The sequence below is a fragment of the Streptomyces sp. NPDC003284 genome (genome assembly GCF_053589675.1).
Genome location: NZ_JBSFSI010000016.1, coordinates 144,252 through 161,047 on the forward strand (window position 1 = coordinate 144,252; position 16,796 = coordinate 161,047).

At 72.9% G+C, this 16,796-nt stretch carries 14 protein-coding genes; 7 read left to right on the top strand and 7 right to left on the bottom strand.

What is annotated here, in order from left to right; all coding sequences use genetic code 11:
• The first annotated feature begins 168 nt into the window (after nucleotides 1-168).
• Genes ACWDYF_RS28530 through ACWDYF_RS28540 form a run of 3 tightly spaced genes read left to right on the top strand, consistent with a single transcriptional unit; the run spans nucleotide 169 to nucleotide 5,221 of the window.
• Nucleotides 169-948 carry a hypothetical protein gene (locus ACWDYF_RS28530; protein WP_389469445.1) on the top strand — a complete coding sequence of 260 codons (780 nt, stop codon included), beginning with the start codon at nucleotides 169-171 and terminating at the stop codon, nucleotides 946-948.
• Nucleotides 945-3,068, top strand: a complete 2,124-nt coding sequence (locus ACWDYF_RS28535; RefSeq protein WP_389469447.1) for a bifunctional serine/threonine-protein kinase/ABC transporter substrate-binding protein — start codon at nucleotides 945-947, stop codon at nucleotides 3,066-3,068. Before ACWDYF_RS28530 ends, ACWDYF_RS28535 begins: the two co-directional genes overlap by 4 nt.
• Before the next feature lie 2 nt (nucleotides 3,069-3,070).
• A complete protein-coding gene (locus tag ACWDYF_RS28540; RefSeq protein ID WP_389469450.1) occupies nucleotides 3,071-5,221 on the top strand; it encodes a bifunctional serine/threonine-protein kinase/ABC transporter substrate-binding protein in 2,151 nt (716 codons plus the stop codon).
• Nucleotides 5,222-5,345: 124 nt separating this feature from the next.
• Here the strand turns inward: ACWDYF_RS28540 and ACWDYF_RS28545 are convergent, their stop codons facing one another.
• The gene (locus tag ACWDYF_RS28545) at nucleotides 5,346-5,738 is read right to left on the bottom strand and encodes a peptidase inhibitor family I36 protein (protein WP_381744575.1); all 393 of its coding nucleotides are present in this window, start codon (nucleotides 5,736-5,738) and stop codon (nucleotides 5,346-5,348) included.
• 507 nt (nucleotides 5,739-6,245) lie between these two features.
• On the opposite strand from ACWDYF_RS28545, the gene ACWDYF_RS28550 reads away from it, so the two are divergent.
• From ACWDYF_RS28550 to ACWDYF_RS28560, 3 genes are all read left to right on the top strand, one after another.
• Nucleotides 6,246-7,664, top strand: a complete 1,419-nt coding sequence (locus tag ACWDYF_RS28550; RefSeq protein ID WP_389469455.1) for a family 2B encapsulin nanocompartment shell protein — start codon at nucleotides 6,246-6,248, stop codon at nucleotides 7,662-7,664.
• 67 nt (nucleotides 7,665-7,731) lie between these two features.
• Nucleotides 7,732-9,006: a family 2 encapsulin nanocompartment cargo protein terpene cyclase gene (locus ACWDYF_RS28555; RefSeq protein WP_389469459.1), complete on the top strand. Its 1,275-nt coding sequence runs from the start codon at nucleotides 7,732-7,734 to the stop codon at nucleotides 9,004-9,006.
• 15 nt (nucleotides 9,007-9,021) lie between these two features.
• Nucleotides 9,022-9,897: a geranyl diphosphate 2-C-methyltransferase gene (locus ACWDYF_RS28560; protein ID WP_018567859.1), complete on the top strand. Its 876-nt coding sequence runs from the start codon at nucleotides 9,022-9,024 to the stop codon at nucleotides 9,895-9,897.
• Between the two features lie 136 nt (nucleotides 9,898-10,033).
• On the opposite strand, the gene ACWDYF_RS28565 is transcribed toward ACWDYF_RS28560, so the two are convergent.
• Nucleotides 10,034-10,921, bottom strand: a complete 888-nt coding sequence (locus tag ACWDYF_RS28565) for a TIGR04222 domain-containing membrane protein (protein ID WP_389469463.1) — start codon at nucleotides 10,919-10,921, stop codon at nucleotides 10,034-10,036.
• Nucleotides 10,922-11,244: 323 nt separating this feature from the next.
• On the opposite strand from ACWDYF_RS28565, the gene ACWDYF_RS28570 reads away from it, so the two are divergent.
• A complete protein-coding gene (locus ACWDYF_RS28570) occupies nucleotides 11,245-12,453 on the top strand; it encodes a phospholipase D-like domain-containing protein (RefSeq protein ID WP_381744579.1) in 1,209 nt (402 codons plus the stop codon).
• 137 nt (nucleotides 12,454-12,590) lie between these two features.
• On the opposite strand, the gene ACWDYF_RS28575 is transcribed toward ACWDYF_RS28570, so the two are convergent.
• The 5 genes from ACWDYF_RS28575 to ACWDYF_RS28595 form a co-directional block, all read right to left on the bottom strand.
• Entirely contained in the window at nucleotides 12,591-13,664 is a 1,074-nt protein-coding gene (locus ACWDYF_RS28575; RefSeq protein ID WP_389469467.1) for a lysophospholipid acyltransferase family protein, read from the bottom strand.
• Nucleotides 13,661-14,536, bottom strand: coding sequence for a patatin-like phospholipase family protein (locus ACWDYF_RS28580; RefSeq protein ID WP_381744581.1), 876 nt, complete (start codon nucleotides 14,534-14,536; stop codon nucleotides 13,661-13,663). The genes ACWDYF_RS28575 and ACWDYF_RS28580 overlap by 4 nt, the downstream gene beginning before the upstream one ends.
• Nucleotides 14,537-14,660: 124 nt before the next feature.
• Complete coding sequence (locus tag ACWDYF_RS28585) at nucleotides 14,661-14,942, bottom strand: hypothetical protein (RefSeq protein ID WP_451584310.1); 282 nt, start codon at nucleotides 14,940-14,942, stop codon at nucleotides 14,661-14,663.
• Between the two features lie 107 nt (nucleotides 14,943-15,049).
• On the bottom strand, nucleotides 15,050-15,424 hold the full coding sequence (locus tag ACWDYF_RS28590) for an ATP-binding protein (protein WP_381744583.1): 375 nt from the start codon (nucleotides 15,422-15,424) through the stop codon (nucleotides 15,050-15,052).
• Nucleotides 15,425-15,733: 309 nt separating this feature from the next.
• A complete protein-coding gene (locus ACWDYF_RS28595; RefSeq protein WP_018567867.1) occupies nucleotides 15,734-16,579 on the bottom strand; it encodes an RNA polymerase sigma factor SigF in 846 nt (281 codons plus the stop codon).
• Nucleotides 16,580-16,796 lie beyond the last annotated feature (217 nt).

A 16,796-nucleotide genomic window follows, 5' to 3' on the forward strand; every position in this document is an offset into this window, starting at 1 on the left:
ACGGCTCCGGGCTCCGTCAACAGCTCGTCGAACAAGGCGAGTTGCCCGACGTTGCCCTCTACACTCACCTCGGTCGCACACTGGCACAGGCGCATGGCGGGGGGCTTCATGGCATACGCGACGAGGCACGGACGCGCGAGGTGCGCGAGACGCGCGAGGCGGGGACACGTGGTGCTGGCCGTCGGCGGGCTGCTGCTCGCGGGCTGCTCCGGCTCGGGCGACGCCGGGCACCGGACCGCTCCGAGCGCCTCCTCCGCCGTGACCTCACCGGCCGGACAGCGCGGGACGGCCGGTACCACCGCGCGCTTCACGGTCGACCCCGCGCGCGTCCCCACCGCCCCGTCCGCCGCCCTCGACCTGGTCCGCACCCTCACCGCGGGCCCGGACAGCTACGGTCCGGGCTACGTCGAGCGCCCGCCGTACGAGAGCGATCCGGCCGACTGGCCCGTTCTCGGCACCGACTGCGTCTGGCGGCAGGAGCCCCTGCCCGGCGACGTCCTCGCCACCCTCACCCGCCACAGCCGGCTGCCCGCGGCCGCCTCGAAGGGAGAGGTCCGCACCGCCGCCACCGTCACCCTGCACCGCACCGCCGCCCAGGCCGACCAGGAGATGGCCGAGATGCTGGAGGAGGCGCTGCGCTGCCCCGACCAGCAACTGCGTGCCACCGAGCGGATCAGCGGCCTGAACTCGATGGGCTCCGGCTACGGCACGAACGGCGACACCTCCGCCGACGACTGCCTCATCGAGCTGGGCACGTACGACGATCCGAGGCTCGGCAAGGGATCGACGTACTACCTCTGGGACCAGGTCAGGCTCGGTCCGGTGACCATCGCCGTCGTCGTCGAGGGCGGCAAGGGCTTCGCCCAGGGCGACCTGCTGACCGTCCAGGCACGGGCGGTGGCCGGGATGGAGACCAAGGTGCGCACCGAACTGGGGGCCCGGAAGTGACCGACCGCTCCCTGCGCCCCGCCGACCCGTCGTCCGTCGGCGGACACCGCCTGCTCGCCCGGCTCGGCGAGGGCGGCATGGGCGTCGTCTATCTCGGCCGTACGGAGTCGGGCGCGCTCGCCGCCGTCAAGGTGATCCAGGCCGAGTACGCGCACGACGAGGCCTTCCGCGTCCGGTTCCGCCGCGAGGCGAACGCCGCGCGCCGCGTGGACAGCCCCTGGGTGGTCAGGGTCACCGGTGCCGACCCGGCCGCCGAACAGCCCTGGCTGGCCACCGCCTTCGAGCCCGGCCCGTCCCTCGCCGACGCGGTCGGCCGGTACGGCCCGCTGCCCCTGCGGACGGTACGCCTGCTGGGCAAGACGCTGGCCCGCGCGCTCACCGCGGTGCACGACGCCGGGCTGGTGCACCGGGACGTCAAACCGGCCAACATCCTGCTCGCCGCAGACGGCCCCCGCCTCATCGACTTCGGTATCGCCCGCTCCCAGGACGACACCGCGATCACCTCGGCCGACCTCGTCGTCGGCACCCCCGGCTTCCTGTCCCCGGAGCAGGCCATGGCCCGCGGCGGCTACCTCGGTCCCGCCGGTGACGTGTTCTCGCTGGGCTGTGTGCTGGCCTACGCGGCGACCGGCCGCCCGCCCTTCGGCAGCGGCACCGCCGACGCCCTGCTCTACCGCGCTGTCCATGACAGCCCCGATCTCGACGGCGTGGACGAGGAGTTGCGCGCCGTCCTGCTGCGCTGTCTGGCCAAGGACCCCGCCGACCGGCCCACCCCGGCCGAACTGGACGCCGCCCTGGTGGAGGACGTGTCCCCGGGCACCGCCGAGTGGCTGCCCCCCGACATCGTCCGCATGGTCGCCGAACGGTCGGCCGCGATGCTGGCCCTGCCCGAGATCGAGGCCACGCTCGCCGAGGCGCCGCGCGAGCCGGCCCCGTCGCGCCGCAGGTTCCTCGCCGTCGCCTCCGGCACCGCAGCCGTGGTCGCCGCGGGCGGGGGCGTGGCCGCCTGGGCCGCCCTGCGCCCCGGCACCGGGAAGAAGCAGGCCGGTGCGCCCGGCTGGGCGCTGGGCGTGCAGGCCGACCTCAGCGGTGCGGGCCGGGCGGCCGGGCAGGCCCAGGAACAGGGGGCACGGCTCGCGGTGGAGCAGTTCAACGCCCGCGGCGACAAGCAGTTCACACTGGAGCTGAGGACCTCCGACGACGCGGGCCGGGCCGACCGGGCCGCCGCCGCGGCCCAGCGCCTCGTGGACGACCCGGACGTGCTGGCCGTGCTCGGTTCCAGCACCGACGAGACGACCCAGGCCGCGCTGCCCGTCTACGACATGGCCCTGCTGCCCCTGATCAGCATGTCCGCCGGACAGAACCTGTACCAGAACGTCCGCTCCTTCGTGCGCGGCCGCCCCCTGCACGGCACCGTCGCCATGAAGCTCGCCTTCCAGCTGGAGGCGGCCAGTGCGGCCACCCCCGTCGGCATCCTGCTCGACCGCACCGCCGGTGACGTCTCCTGGCAGACCGTCCAGATGGTCAACCTCGTCGTCCGGTCGTACGGCGACGCCACCCACCCCCGCGTCGTCCCCGCAGGCACGGCCGACTTCGGACCCGTTCTGGACGACATGCGCCGGGCCGGCATCCAGGCGTTCGTCTACGCCGGGCCGTTGGAGGGGGCGATCCGGGCGGCCGGGGAACTGGCCGGCTTCGAAGGACCGAAGTACGCCGCCGAACCCGCGCTCGACCCCCGGTTCGCCGCGCAGGAGAGTGCGGCGGGCTGGACGGTCGTGGCCGCGGCGATCGGGCCGGACGCCGCTCAGGTCCGCCCCTTCGCCCAGGCGTTCCACCAGCGGTTCGGACATCCGCCCGGGTTCTGGGCGGCCGAGGGCTACGACGCGGCGAACCTGCTGATACGGCAGCTCACCGCCACCCAGGGCAGGCGTCCGGCGCGCAAGGCGCTGGCCGCTCGGCTGAAGAGCGCCACGTACCACGGTCTCACCCGGGACTTCGTCTTCGACCCGAAGCTCCTGCAACTCGGCACCCCCGCCACCTTCGTCCACCAGGTGCGCGACGGTGCCTTCCACTACCTGGGACCCGCCCCCGACAAGGCGCCGCGGGCGAAAGGAAAGTGACGGTGCGTCCGCTCACCGCGCAGGACCCGGAGTCGGTCGGCGGCCACCGCCTGCTCGCGCGGATCGGCACGGGCGGCATGGGCGTCGTCTACCTCGCCCGTTCCAAGGGCGGCGCCCTGGCCGCCCTGAAGGTGATCCGCGCCGAGCACGCCGCCGATCCGGGATTCCGGGCCCGCTTCCGCCGCGAGGCACAGGCCGCCGCGCGGATCGACGGCCGCTGGACCACCCCCGTCACGGCCGCCGACCCCGAGGCGGCCGAACCCTGGATCGCGACCGCCTTCGTCCCCGGGCCCACGCTCGCGGAGACCGTCGCGGAGCACGGCCCGCTGCCACCGGACACCGTACGGGCACTCGGGGCGCGGCTCGCCGAGGCGCTCGCCGCCGTCCACGCGGCCGGACTGGTGCACCGCGACATCAAGCCCGGCAATGTGCTGCTCGCCCCCGACGGCCCCCGCCTCATCGATTTCGGCATCGCACGCGCAGGCGGAGCCACCGCCCTGACCGCGACCGACGCGGTGATCGGCACGCCCGGCTATCTCTCACCGGAACAGGCCCGCGCCCGCGACGAGGAGGTGGGCCCGCCCAGCGACGTCTTCTCCCTGGGCTGCGTCCTCGCCTACGCGGCGTCCGCCAGGCCGCCCTTCGGCGGGGGAGTGGCACCCGCCGTGATCTTCCGCACCGTCCACGAGGACCCCGGCCTCGGCGGCATCACGGAGGACGGCCTGCGGACCCTGGTCGCACGCTGTCTCGCCAAGGACCCGGCCGCCCGCCCCACCGTGCCCGAACTCCGCGCCCAGCTCGGCGACTTCGGCTCCGACGACTGGCTGCCACCCGGGCTGCACGCCGTGATCGCCGAACGCTCGGCCCAGGTGCTGCACCTGCCCGAGCCCGAACGGCCCGCTGCGCCCGGGACACCGGTGGACGAGCCGCCCGTGGCGAGCCGTCGGCGCCTGCTGATGCTGGGCGGTGCGGCTGCCGTCGTACTGGCGGGCGGCGGCTCCACGGCCGCCTGGCTGGCCACCGGCGGCAAGGGGCCGTCCTCCGCCGCCGCCTCCCGGCCGCGCCGCACCGTCGCCGTGCAGGCCGACCTCTCCGGCTCGGGCAAGGAGCTCGGCACCTCGGTCGAGCACGGAGTCCGGCTGGCCGCGGAACAGCACAACGCGCGCGCGGACCGCCGCTTCGACCTGGCCCTCACGGTCCTCGACGACGGGGGAGACGCGGACCGGGCCGCAGAGGTGGCCCGGCGCCTCGTCACGGACGGCCGGGTGTGCGCGGTGATCGGGCCGACCTCCGACGCCACGGCCCTCGCGGCCCAGGACCGGTACAAGAAGGCGCTGCTGCCGATGCTGACGGCCTGGGCCGGCTCGGATGCCCTGTACACCGCCGTGGACACCGAGAACCCCACGTCCTCCGTGTTCCAGCTACGCCCTTCCGACAGCGCGAGCGGCGCGCCCCTGGCCCGGTATCTCACCAGCCTGCGCCCAGCCCGCCGTATCTTCCTCGTCGAGGACCAGGCGGCCCGGGACTACAGCTGGCTGATCGCCCACGGCCTGGCGGAGAACCCGCCCTCCGGGCGTACGGTCGTCCGACGCCAAGTCGCTGCCGCCACCGCTGACTTCGGCCCCGTCGCCGTCGCGGCCCTCGCGGCACACGCGCAGGCCGTCGTCTACTGCGGCGAGTCCCCACGGCGCGCCGCCGCCTGCGCGCGGGCGCTACAGGCGGCAGGCTTCACCGGAACCCCTGCGGCGACCGAGGCCGTCCTCACACCCGAGTTCCTGCGCGCGGCGGGGACGGCGGCCGAGGGGTGGGTCTTCTCGGCGACGTTCGTGGACCCGGCCCGTCTCACGACGGCCGCCGGATTCGTACGGTCGTTCACGAAGCGGTACGGCGTGCGGAGCGTCGGCCGGGGCGCGGCCGAGGCCTACGACGCCCTCGGCCTCCTCGCACAGGTCCTCGCCCCCCTGGGAACGGGCCCCGCGGACCGCAGCACCCTCACCCACCGGCTGCGGACCGCGTCCTACCGGGGTATCACCCGGACCTACGCCTTCCGGGCCGCGACGGGCGAGGTGGAGGAGGAACCCGGGCTGTTCCTGTGGCGGGTGCAGCACGGGACCCCCCTCTTCCTGGGCCAGTACCAGCAGGCGAAGGTCTAGCCGAGGCAGCGGCGAGGCAGCGGAGAGGACCGCCGAGCGGCACGCACGGGCCCACCCCTCGGCCACCGCCTTCCCGGTCCGCCGCCGTCGGTCTCCGGCCCCGAGGGGCCGGAGCGGTCCCGGCCTACTGCTTCTTGAAGGAGCGGATCTGGTAGCTGCCCTGGAGGTTGCCGCCGTGGCCGGCGGCCGTCGAGCCGACACGCGAGTGATAGTTGGTCTGGGTGTAGTACTGGACGCGGTGGCCGGTGCCGTTCCACAACGACAGCACCTTCTTGCCGTTGCGGATGAAGGAGCACTTGTCGGCGGTGTTCGCGACCTTCTCCGCCGTCCACTGACAGCGGCTGCCGCCACCGTCCCAGCCGCTGTAGATGCAGAAGTGTCCCGGGTCGCAGTGATAGGTCGCGGCGGAGACGACCGCCGCCGGGGCGGCCGAGACGGCAGCGGTGGCGGCGGGGGCGGTGCCGAGGGCTGCCGCGAAGGCGAGCGAGGCGAGGGCGATCGGAGTGACACGGCGCATGAGAGTCGTTCCCTTTCCACTGGTTTTCCACTGGTTCCACCGTGGTCTTCCTCGAACCACGACCGCCAGTCTCATGTGCTGTGAACAGCGGCCACCAGGGCGTACGGCCGGGCGCGTGAGGCGCCTTGTGCGGCCACCGGTACCCTCTCTCCCTCGCGTGAGCCGGGGCCTCCGGCGGAGTCGGGGGCATCGCGCCGTACACGACCGCCGCACACGGCGCGCCGAACCCGCGCGCCGTCCGGGCCCGGACGCCGTCGGGAACCGCTCAGGTGTCCGGCGAGGCGGGATGATCACACTCGACGGGCCGATAAACGCATTCAGCCGATTGTCACTGCTTCGAGGTAAGCGTCTCGTCTCCGTGGTGAAGGCGGCCGGTTCGGTGGCTAGCTTTGTGCGGGCGGTCGGAACCCCGCTGTTCCTGCCCCGAGTTGCCCGTTCTTCCCATGTCTCCCGGTCGGCGCAGCCGTCTGCGCCGGGCGTCCCGTCGTGCAAGGAGATAGCCCCTCGATGTCCGTCGACAGCACCCCGGAAGCTTCGACCACCGCGCCGCAGCAGTCTCTGGGCACCGCCGCCGCCCGCAACCTCGCCACGATCACCAAGTCCGCGCCGCAGATGCAGGAGATCACCTCCCGCTGGCTGCTGCGGATGCTGCCCTGGGTCGAAGCCCGAGGCAGTACCTACCGCGTCAACCGACGGCTGCGGCACACCCTCGGCGACGGACGCGTCGAGTTCGTCCAGGAGGGTGCCACGGTCCGTGTCATCCCAGCGGAACTCGGCGAACTGGCCCTGCTGCGCGGGTTCGACGACACGGACGTCCTGACCGCCCTCGCCGGGCGCTGCGCGCAGCGGGACTTCACGGCGGGCGAGGTCCTCGCCGAGCGCGGCAGCCCCGCGGACCGGATCCACCTGATCGCCCACGGCCGGCTGAGCCAGACCTCGGCGGGCGAGTACGGCGGCGAGGTCGGCGTCGGGGTCCTCGCGGACGGCGGCCACTTCGGCGACGACGCCTTGCTGGATCCCGGCGCCACACACGCCTGCACGGTCACCGCCGAGACGTCCGGGGTCCTCCTCACCCTCTCCCGCGCCGACTTCGACGCCGTCCTGGCCGCCGCGCCGCATCTCCGGGCCCATGTCGCCGATTTCCGCTCCCGCTCACGGGAGCGGCAGAACAAGCACGGCGAGGCCGAGATCGCCCTGTCGGCCGGTCACGTGGGCGAGGCGGAACTGCCCGGCACCTTCGTCGACTACGAAGTGAGGCCGCGCGAGTACGAGCTGTCCGTCGCGCAGACCGTTCTGCGGATCCACACCCGCGTGTCCGACCTCTACAACGGTCCGATGAACCAGAGCGAGGAGCAACTCAGGCTCACCGTCGAGGCCCTGCGGGAGCGTCAGGAACACGAACTCGTCAACAACCGCGAGTTCGGGCTGCTGCACAACGCCGACTTCAAGCAGCGCATCCAGCCCCGCTCCGGCCCGCCGACCCCGGACGACATGGACGAGCTCCTCTGCCGTCGTCGCGGCACGAAGTTCTTCCTCGCCCACCCCAGGACGATCGCCGCCATCGGACGGGGCTTCAGCGCCTGCGGCCTCTACCCCGACCACGTCGACCTCGGCGGGCAGTCCGTCCCCGCCTGGCGCGGCGTCCCCATCCTGCCCTGCAACAAGATCCCGATCAGCAAGGAGCAGACCAGCTCCATCATCGCGATGCGGACCGGGGAAGAGAACCAGGGGGTCATCGGGCTGCGGCAGACGGGACTGCCGGACGAGTACGAACCGGGCCTGTCCGTACGGTTCATGGGCATCAACGAACAGGCGATCACCTCCTACCTCGTCAGCGCCTACTACTCCGCCGCGGTCCTCGTGCCCGACGCCCTGGGCGTGATGGAGAACGTACGGATCGCACCCGGGGCACGCCAGGACCCCTGAGCAGGATCACGCCTGACACGCCGCACGCACAACGCGGCGCCCATCTCGCCGCAGCAAGGAGCCGCCGATGCCCGAAGCCGCGCCCGACGTCCCCGCCCCGGCGGTCCCGGACCCTCCGGCCACACCGTCCGCGCCCGACTTCCTGACCGCACTGCATCCGCCGGCCGGAATCCCCCACCCGTCACCCGTCCCGGCGTCCGACCCGGCCGAGGGGGAGGCCACCGGCACGACCACGGCCGGCTCCTCCCTCCAGCGGATCCTGCGCGGCCCGACCGGACCGGGCACGGCCTCGCTCTTCCTGACCGGCGGGCACGAACCTCCGCTCCCCGCGCCGCCGGTCCCGGCCACCGTCGCTCCCGCCGCCGGGCGGGCCGTCCCCGGCCTCTACCACCACCCCGTCCCGGAGCCCGACCCGGCGCGCGTCGAGGAGGTGAGCCGCCGCATCAAACACTGGGCCGAGGAAGAGGTCCAGCTCTATCCCGAGGAGTGGGAGGCCCAGTTCGACGGCTTCTCCGTCGGCCGCTACATGGTCGGCTGCCACCCCGACGCCCCGACCGTCGACCACCTGATGCTGGCGACGCGGCTGATGGTCGCGGAGAACGCGGTGGACGACTGCTACTGCGAGGACCACGGCGGATCGCCCGTCGGCCTCGGCGGCCGTCTGCTCCTCGCGCACACCGCGATCGACCCGTTCCACAGCACCGCGGAGTACACCCCGAAGTGGCAGGAGTCGCTCGGCTCGGACGCCCCGCGGCGCGCCTACCGCAGCGCGATGGACTACTTCGTCCGCGCGGCGACACCCTCCCAGACCGACCGCTACCGGCACGACATGGCCCGACTCCACATGGGCTATCTCGCCGAGGCAGCCTGGGCGCAGACCGACCACCTCCCGCAGGTGTGGGAGTACCTGGCGATGCGGCAGTTCAACAACTTCCGGCCGTGCCCCACGATCACCGACACCGTCGGCGGTTACGAGCTGCCCGCTGACCTGCACGCCCGGCCGGACATGCAGCGGGTCATCGCGCTCGCCGGCAACGCGACCACCATCGTCAACGACCTCTACTCGTACACCAAGGAACTCGACAGCCCCGGCCGGCACCTGAACCTGCCGGTGGTGATCGCCGAACGCGAGCGACTGAGCGAGCGCGACGCCTACCTGAAGGCCATCGAGGTCCACAACGAGCTCCAGCACGCCTTCGAGACGGCCGCGGCCGACCTCGCGCAGGCGTGTCCCCTGCCGGCCGTGCTGCGCTTCCTCAAGGGCGTGGCCGCCTGGGTGGACGGCAACCACGACTGGCACCGCACCAACACCTACCGCTACAGCCTGCCCGATTTCTGGTGAGAAATGGATATCTCTGTGACGACCGAAACGACCCCCACCGCCACCGCGAAGATCCCGGCCCCGGCGACGCCCTACCAGGAGGACATCGCCCGCTACTGGAACAACGAGGCGCGGCCGGTCAACCTCCGCCTCGGTGACGTGGACGGCCTCTACCACCACCACTACGGCATCGGCGCCGTGGACCAGGCCGCGCTGGGCGACCCGGCGCACAGCGAGTACGAGAAGAAACTCATCGCGGAGCTCCACCGGCTGGAGTCGGCACAGGCGGAATTCCTTCTGGACCACCTCGGCCCGGTCGGTCCCGACGACACCCTCGTCGACGCCGGCTGCGGCCGGGGCGGCTCCATGGTCATGGCCCACCGGCGCTTCGGCTGCACGGTGGAAGGAGTGACCCTGTCCGCCACCCAGGCCGACTTCGGCAACAGGCGCGCGAGGGAACTGCGCATCGGGGACCATGTCCGCTCCCGGGTGTGCAACATGCTCGACACACCTTTCGACAAGGGAAGCGTCACGGCCTCGTGGAACAACGAGTCCACCATGTACGTCGACCTCTACGACCTGTTCGCCGAGCACTCCCGCTTCCTGAAGGTGGGCGGCCGCTACGTGACGATCACCGGGTGCTGGAACCCCCGCTACGGCCAGCCGTCGAAGGCGGTCTCCCAGATCAACGCCCACTTCGAGTGCAACATCCACTCCCGCCGTGAGTACCTGCGCGCCATGGCCGACAACCGGCTCGTACCGCAGACCGTCATCGACCTCACCCCGGACACCCTGCCCTACTGGGAGCTGCGGGCCACGTCGTCGCTGGTCACCGGCATCGAGAAGGCGTTCATCGAGTCCTACCGGGACGGCTCCTTCCAGTACGTCCTGATCGCGGCCGACCGCGTGTGAGCCCGGTCCACCGCCTCCCGGAACTCCTTCCGGGCTGAAGCAGGTGCCGCCCGCTGCCCCTTGGGCAGCGGTGCAGGCACCGACGGGCACGCCCGGACCGGCGCCCGGACGTGCCGGAGACCAGCGATCGGAGCCGTCACCCGCCGCACCCTCCTCCACCGCCGCACCCGCTGCCGCACCCGCCGCCTCCGCCGCAACTGCTGCCCCCTCCGGACGAGGACGAGGACGACGACGAGGACGAAGAGGACCGGGAGAAGAAGCCGGAGTCGAAGAGGGACGAACCGGTTGCCGGGTCGGAGATGTTGATCCAGCCTGTCGTGGCGGCGGCGAGTACCGCGACCGGCACCTTCGGGCCGTCGCCTGTCGGCCCCCAGCGCACCGGGTGACCCGACCTCCCGGAGTTGCGTACCGCGGACCAGCCCGCGGGGGTGATCCGGGGCGGCGTGCAGAGGAAGACCGCCGCCACCACCAAGGAGACCAGCAGGAAGAGCACCAGCCAGCCCACCGGACGCCCCAGACGGGCGCCGTTCACCATCCGGGCGACGCCGAACCCGATCAGCACCAGCATCGGCAGCCCCGCCGACCGCCCGGCCAGTCGGCGGGTGCGGCCGGGCAGCAGACCGAGGCGGCGCGCGCCGCCTCCGGCCCGGCGGATCTCCGGCAGGCGCAGAGCGGCCTCGTGCATCCGCGCCGCTGTGGTGATCCCCTGGCTCCGCGCGGTCTCCAGGACGGCCCGCTGCACCGGTTCACCGGGGACGCGGCCGGAGTAGGTGAGGGTGCCGTCCTGGGACGTGCGCAGATGGCCGCCCTGGACGAGGGCGCAGACGGCGGTGCTCACCACCTGGCGGGGGCCGCCGACGACCCGGGCGATGCTGTACACGTCGGGTACGGAGGCAGTGTCCGTGGCGGGGTAGAAGCTGCGGGCCGCTCGCCGTACGGCCAGGCCGAGCAGCACGGCGACCGCGAAGCCCGCGGCGTACAGGCCGAGGAACTCAGGGCCGGTGAAACCCCAGGGGTCGTTCATCACTGCCTCCCCATGAACGAAGTCGACGCCCTGTCAGGCGAGGTGATGCGGTCAATGGCGTCGAACACGACGTCGGCGGGCGTCCGATCGGTTCCCGCGCCGGGTGCCGGGGTGCGGGGGCGACGGTTCTCGCACCCGCGACGGCGTCCTGGCCCGGCTCGCCGCACACGGGGTCGGCGGGCCACGCACCGGCCGGGGCACCCGCCCGCCGAGACCGGGCCGGCCCGCTCCGGCTCACCCGTCGGTGGCTGCCGGTCACCCGCTGCCGTAAGGTCGTCCAGCACCCGCACGTTCCGCCCGTCCAGTACCTCAGGAGACCTGTCGTGAGCCTTGACGGCCTGTCCGCCCCCTCCGCTCCGGGCGGAGCCGGCGAGGCGGACGCCCGCAAGCAGCGCCTGCGCCGCCGCCTGGAGCGGCTGATCGGCGTGGCAGCCACCGAGGGCAACGCCCTGGTGCCGCTGCGCAACGGCGACGAGATCTTCCCGGCCATGCTGGGTGCCATCCGCTCGGCCCGGCACACGATCGACATGATGACCTTCGTGTACTGGCGCGGTCAGATCGCCCGCGACTTCGCCGCCGCCCTGGCCGACCGCTCCCGGGCGGGCGTGCGGGTGCGACTGCTGCTCGACGGCTTCGGGGCCAAGGAGATCGAACAGCGGCTGCTGGATCTCATGGACGACGCCGGAGTGCAGGTGGCGTGGTTCCGCAAGCCCGCCTGGCTCTCGCCGTTCAAGCAGAATCACCGCTGCCACCGCAAGGCTCTCGTCGTCGACGAGCACACGGCCTTCACCGGTGGTGTCGGCATAGCGGAGGAGTGGTGCGGCGACGCCCGCGGCCCCGGCGAATGGCGCGACACACATGTGCGGGTGCGCGGCCCGGCCGTGGACGGCATAGCCGCCGCGTTCGCGCAGAACTGGGCCGAGTGCCACGACGAACTCTTCGACGACCGCGACCGTTTCACCGAACACGACCAGATCGGGACCTCGGTCGTTCAGGTCGTCCGGGGCTCGGCCAGTATCGGCTGGCAGGACATGCAGACCCTCATCCGGGTCGTGCTGGCCTCGGCCGAAGAACGCTTCCGCCTGGCCACCGCCTACTTCGCGCCCGACGCGTACTTCGTCGATCTGCTGTGCCGGACCGCCCGGCGCGGCGTGTGCGTGGAGATCCTGCTCCCGGGCCCCCACACCGACCAGCGCGCCTGCCAGCTCGCCGGCCAGCAGCACTACACACGGCTGCTCCAGGCGGGCGTGCACATCCGCCAGTATCAGCCGACCATGATGCACGCCAAGATCATCACGGTTGATTCGGTGGCCGCCCTGATCGGCTCGACCAACTTCAACCGCCGTTCCATGGACCACGACGAGGAAGTCATGCTCGCCGTGCTGGACGAGGAGTTCACCGCCGAGCTGGACCGCGACTACGAGACGGACCTGCTCCGCAGCGTGGCCATCGACCTCGACCGGTGGAAGCGACGCGCGGTGCTCCAGCGGCTCAAGGAGACGGCCGTCACGCCGATCCGCCGCTTCCTGTGAGCCCGGCGCCGATGCGGGCGGCGCCTCCCGGCCCGGCGAACCGGCCCGGTCGGCGCGCTGCCTCCTCCACTGCCCGACCGCCGGAGAAACCGCCGGAGAAGCTGCCCGAGGCATAGCGCTCAGCGCCGGTCAGGACCTCACGCGTGTGTGGCGTCCGGGTCGGCGTGCCGGGCGATCCAGCGGTCGACGCGCTCCCACTGGGCCAGCAGCCATTCGCTGCGGGCTTCCTCGCCGCGCGGGACACGGTCGGCGGGTACGCGCCACCAGTGCGCCCGCACCTCCTCCCGCAGCGGCAGCCGGGCCCAGACGGTGCGCGCCGAGTGCAGGGAGTCGAGGCCGGTGTGCGCGACGAAGACCACGTCGGCGGTGGGCGCGGCGGCGATCGCGGCGAGGGCACCGGCGTCCCGTGGCGGCAGGACGTGGCGCATCCGTTCCGCGCGGGCCGCCCGCCGACGCAGCCCCCGGCGCCGCAGCGAGGTGATCGCGCGCCGACGGCGGCGCGGGGTGAAGTTGCCGCCCTCCGGGAAGATCACGAGGGCGTCGCCCGCGCCGAGCCCGGCCGCCAGATCCCCGATCGCGTCCTCGGCCCGGCGCCCGATGGCCGGGAGGAAGCAGTGCGGGACCCGCCCGACGAGGACGTCCAGGGCCGGATCGGCGCGCAAGGTCCGCTTCAGCACGGTGTGGGGGCGCAGTCCCGCCTGGCTGAGCAGCGTCTGCAACAGCAGGAAGGAGTCGCCGACCCCGGCGTGCCGTACGAACACGAGTACCGGCGCCGCCATGTGTGCGCACCCGCCGGGCGGCGCGGGCGTCACCGTCACCCGGAGCCGGAAGATCCGCTCACCCGCCCGCCTCAGTACCCGAAGCAGCCTCTCCAGCAGGGCGAACGCGTCCGCCGCGCGCCGCGCCCGGTCGTCTCGGCCGGGCAGCCGCCGCGCCCACAGTCCCGCGGCGGCCACCAGCCCGGCCAGATCCGCCAGGAGGTAGAGAAGGGCGAAACCGGCGATCCGCACCGGCCGCCACGGACCGCGGGTGGCGAGCGAGACGGGCGCGCAGAGCACGCACACGGCGACGAGCAGCGCGGCCGCCACGGGCACGAGGGCGAGCAGCAGCGCGGTGGTCACCGTACGGCGCAGCCCGGTCAGCACAGGACCGCCCGGCCGCCGTAGCCGCTCGCCCCGGAGGCCCGCGCCGGGTATCTCCGCGTCGGTCACGGGGCGCCGTCGGATGCGCCGAGGACCGTCTCGATGTACCGGGAGGACGCCGTGTAGGCGCGCTCGATGCGCTCGGCGGTCCGGCCGAAGGTGCGGTACCGCAGCTGCCTGAGGGTGGCCGTGCCCTCGTCGGTGCCCGAACCCGATGGCAGCACCCGCACGGTGACGCCTGCGGGCAGGTCCGCCATGTCGCGCGCGAACCGGTGTCTGCGGGCGATCTCGAACGCCACCAGCGCCACCTGCCAGGGCGCTCGCGGCGGCGAGAGCGCCCGCTCGACGCGGCCGACCTGAAGGACGTAGATCTCGGTCGCGCCGAGGGCCACCGCGCGGCCCACGGGGATGCTGTTGACCAGGCCGCCGTCCACGAAGTGCGTGCCGTCGAGCCGGACGGGCGGCAGCAGTCCGGGCACCGCGCACGAGGCGAGCACGGCGTCCACGAGCGGCCCGTCGGTGAACCAGTGCTCGGCGGCCCGTTCGATGTTCGCGGCGACACACTGGAACGGCAGGGGCAGCGCCTCGATCCGGGTCACCGGCAGGTGGGCGCAGAGCAGTTCGCGCAGCGGCGCGGGGTGGTAGAGGTGGGTGCCGCTGCGTACGGCCGTGGTCAGCCGCCCGAGCAGCGAACCGGAGAACACACCGGCGCGTCCGAGGCCGGTCCAGAGGTCGGCGAGCCGGGTCACCGACGCCTGTGACGGGTCGGCCGCGACCGCGGCCCCGTTGATCGCGCCGACGGATGTGCCGACGACGAGGTCCGGGTGCACTCCGGCGGCGAAGAGCGCCTTGAGCATCCCCACTTCGTAGGCGCCGAGGGCGCCCCCGCCGCCCAGCACGAAGGCACGGGTCGGTGCACGGTCGGGCCTGCTGTCCTCCATGGCCCACAAGTGCCCCGTCCCGGCGCCGCCAACCACCGGGGCGGCGGTCCGCCGGGCGCGGAAGCGACCCGCCGCGCCGCGCCCGCGGCACACAGCAGGGGGAACAGCCGGGGGAGGGGACCCGTCACCCGAGCCGGTCGTGGCGGGCGCCGCGCGCGCGGTGCTGCTCCGTGGGACCGGCCAGCAGCAGGGCCGCCCACAGGGCGGCCTGGACCGCGAGACCGAGCACGGTACGCACACCGGCGCCGGTGGAGATGGCCGAGGCGAGCAGGGCGGCGGAGAGCACCAGGAACGCGAGGCAGGCCAGCTGGGCCGAGCGGAGGGCCGCGCCGGTCCAGGCGGAGGATCGAGGCGGCCGTCGTTTCGGACGCGGTGTCATGTGATGGGTCGGCCGGGCAGTCGGCATCTGTTTCCCCTCCCGTGCTTCCTCCGTGTCGGTTCCGCGCCGGGCGGCGGGACCGCGACAGGGAACGGGTGCCCCGAGGGGAGAGCAGGACACGCGCTACAGGCGGATCAGCCGTCCCCGGGAGGCCGGTCCAGTGCGATACGCGCGGTGATGCGCTTGCCGTCCGGTTCACGCTGGATCTCGACCTCCCGGCTCAGCGCGGCGACGATCTCCAGACCGTGCTGGCCCACGCGCGCCGGGTCGGCGAGTCTCGGCGTCGGCAAGGTGGTGTCGCCGTCCCGGACGGTGACGGACAGTGTCCCGCCGGTGGAGCCCAGCGTCAGCTCGATCGGGCCGGAGCCGTATTTGACGGTGTTGGTGATGAGTTCGCTCACCACCAACTGGACGGCCGCCGCGACACCCTCCGGCAACGGGCGGCCGTCGTCCGTCACCGAAGCGGCCAGGTAGTCGGCCGCGAAGGCGCGTGCGTCAGCGATCCGCACCGTGGCACGGTCCAACGTGACCGAGACGTGCCCCAACCCCGTTTCGCCCCGCACTCCTTCGCCCGACGGACTGTTCAGCCCCGTCTCATCCATTCCAACTGCCACGTTACCCCCGTGTGCCGCACGCTGTGCCGACGATTCCCCACCATGGGAACATCTGTCACTCCCACAGTAGTTCCGCATGTCGACGGCTTGTAGCCTCGCGGTACGTGACCATGACCGGCTCGGGCGGGTCCGGGACGGTGACGAGGCTGTTCGGCCGCGTCGCGCGCTGCACCGTCGCCGGGACCGGCACGGACGTGCCCCGGGTCAGCTCTCGGCCAGCATGCCTTCGCGCAGCCGGGACAGGCAGCGGGACAGCAGCCGGGAGACATGCATCTGGGAGACGCCGAGGCGTTCGCCGATCTGGGCCTGGGTGAGCTCCTCGACGAACCGCATGTGGATGATCCGCCGGTCGCGTTCGTCGAGGGCGGCGATCACCGGCGCCAAGGCGTGGAAGTCCTCCACCAGGGCGAGGGCCGCGTCGTCGAAGCCGATGAAGTCGGCCAGCGGGGTCTCGCTGTCGTCGCTCGTGCTCAGCGCGGCGTCCAGGGACGCGGCCCGGTAGCCGTTGGAGGCGACACGGGCCTCGACGACCTCGGCCTCGCTCAGGCTCATCAGCTCGGCGAGCTCCCTGGTGCTGGGGGTGCGGCCCATGCGGCTGCGCAGTTCCTCGGTGGCCTGCGCGAGGTGGACGCGGGCCTCCTGCAACCGGCGGGGCACGTGCACCGCCCAGGAGGTGTCCCGGAAGAAGCGCTTGATCTCGCCCACGATGTAGGGCACGGCGAAGGAGGTGAACTCCACCTCGCGGGAGATCTCGAACCGGTCGATCGCCTTGATCAGGCCGATCATGCCGACCTGGACGATGTCCTCCATCTCCTCCGGGTTGCGGCTGCGGTAGCGGCCGGCCGCGAAACGGACGAGGGACATGTTCATCTCGATCAGGGTGTTGCGCGCGTAGCTGTACTCGGGCGTACCCTCCTCCAGCGTGGCCAGCCTGCTGAAGAACAGCCGCGACAGCTCGCGTGCGTCCTTGGGGGCCACCTTGGTGGCATCACCGATCTCCGGCAGCACCTCCTGCGTGCGTCCCCGGACCTCTTCGACGGCGATTGCCATGGGTGCCCCTCCCGACCTGCGTCTGAACTCGTCTTCCGATACCGGCGAGACCGCCGGTACCCCCGATCCCGCCGGGCATGCACGGCCGTTACCCATTCGTTATCGGCATCGACGACGCCGGTGCTGCGCCGGTCCGGCTGCCCCGTGCGGGACCCCCCACATCACGACCACGCCCACTGATCCTGCCGCCACGCGCACCCGTAGCGACGCGGAGACA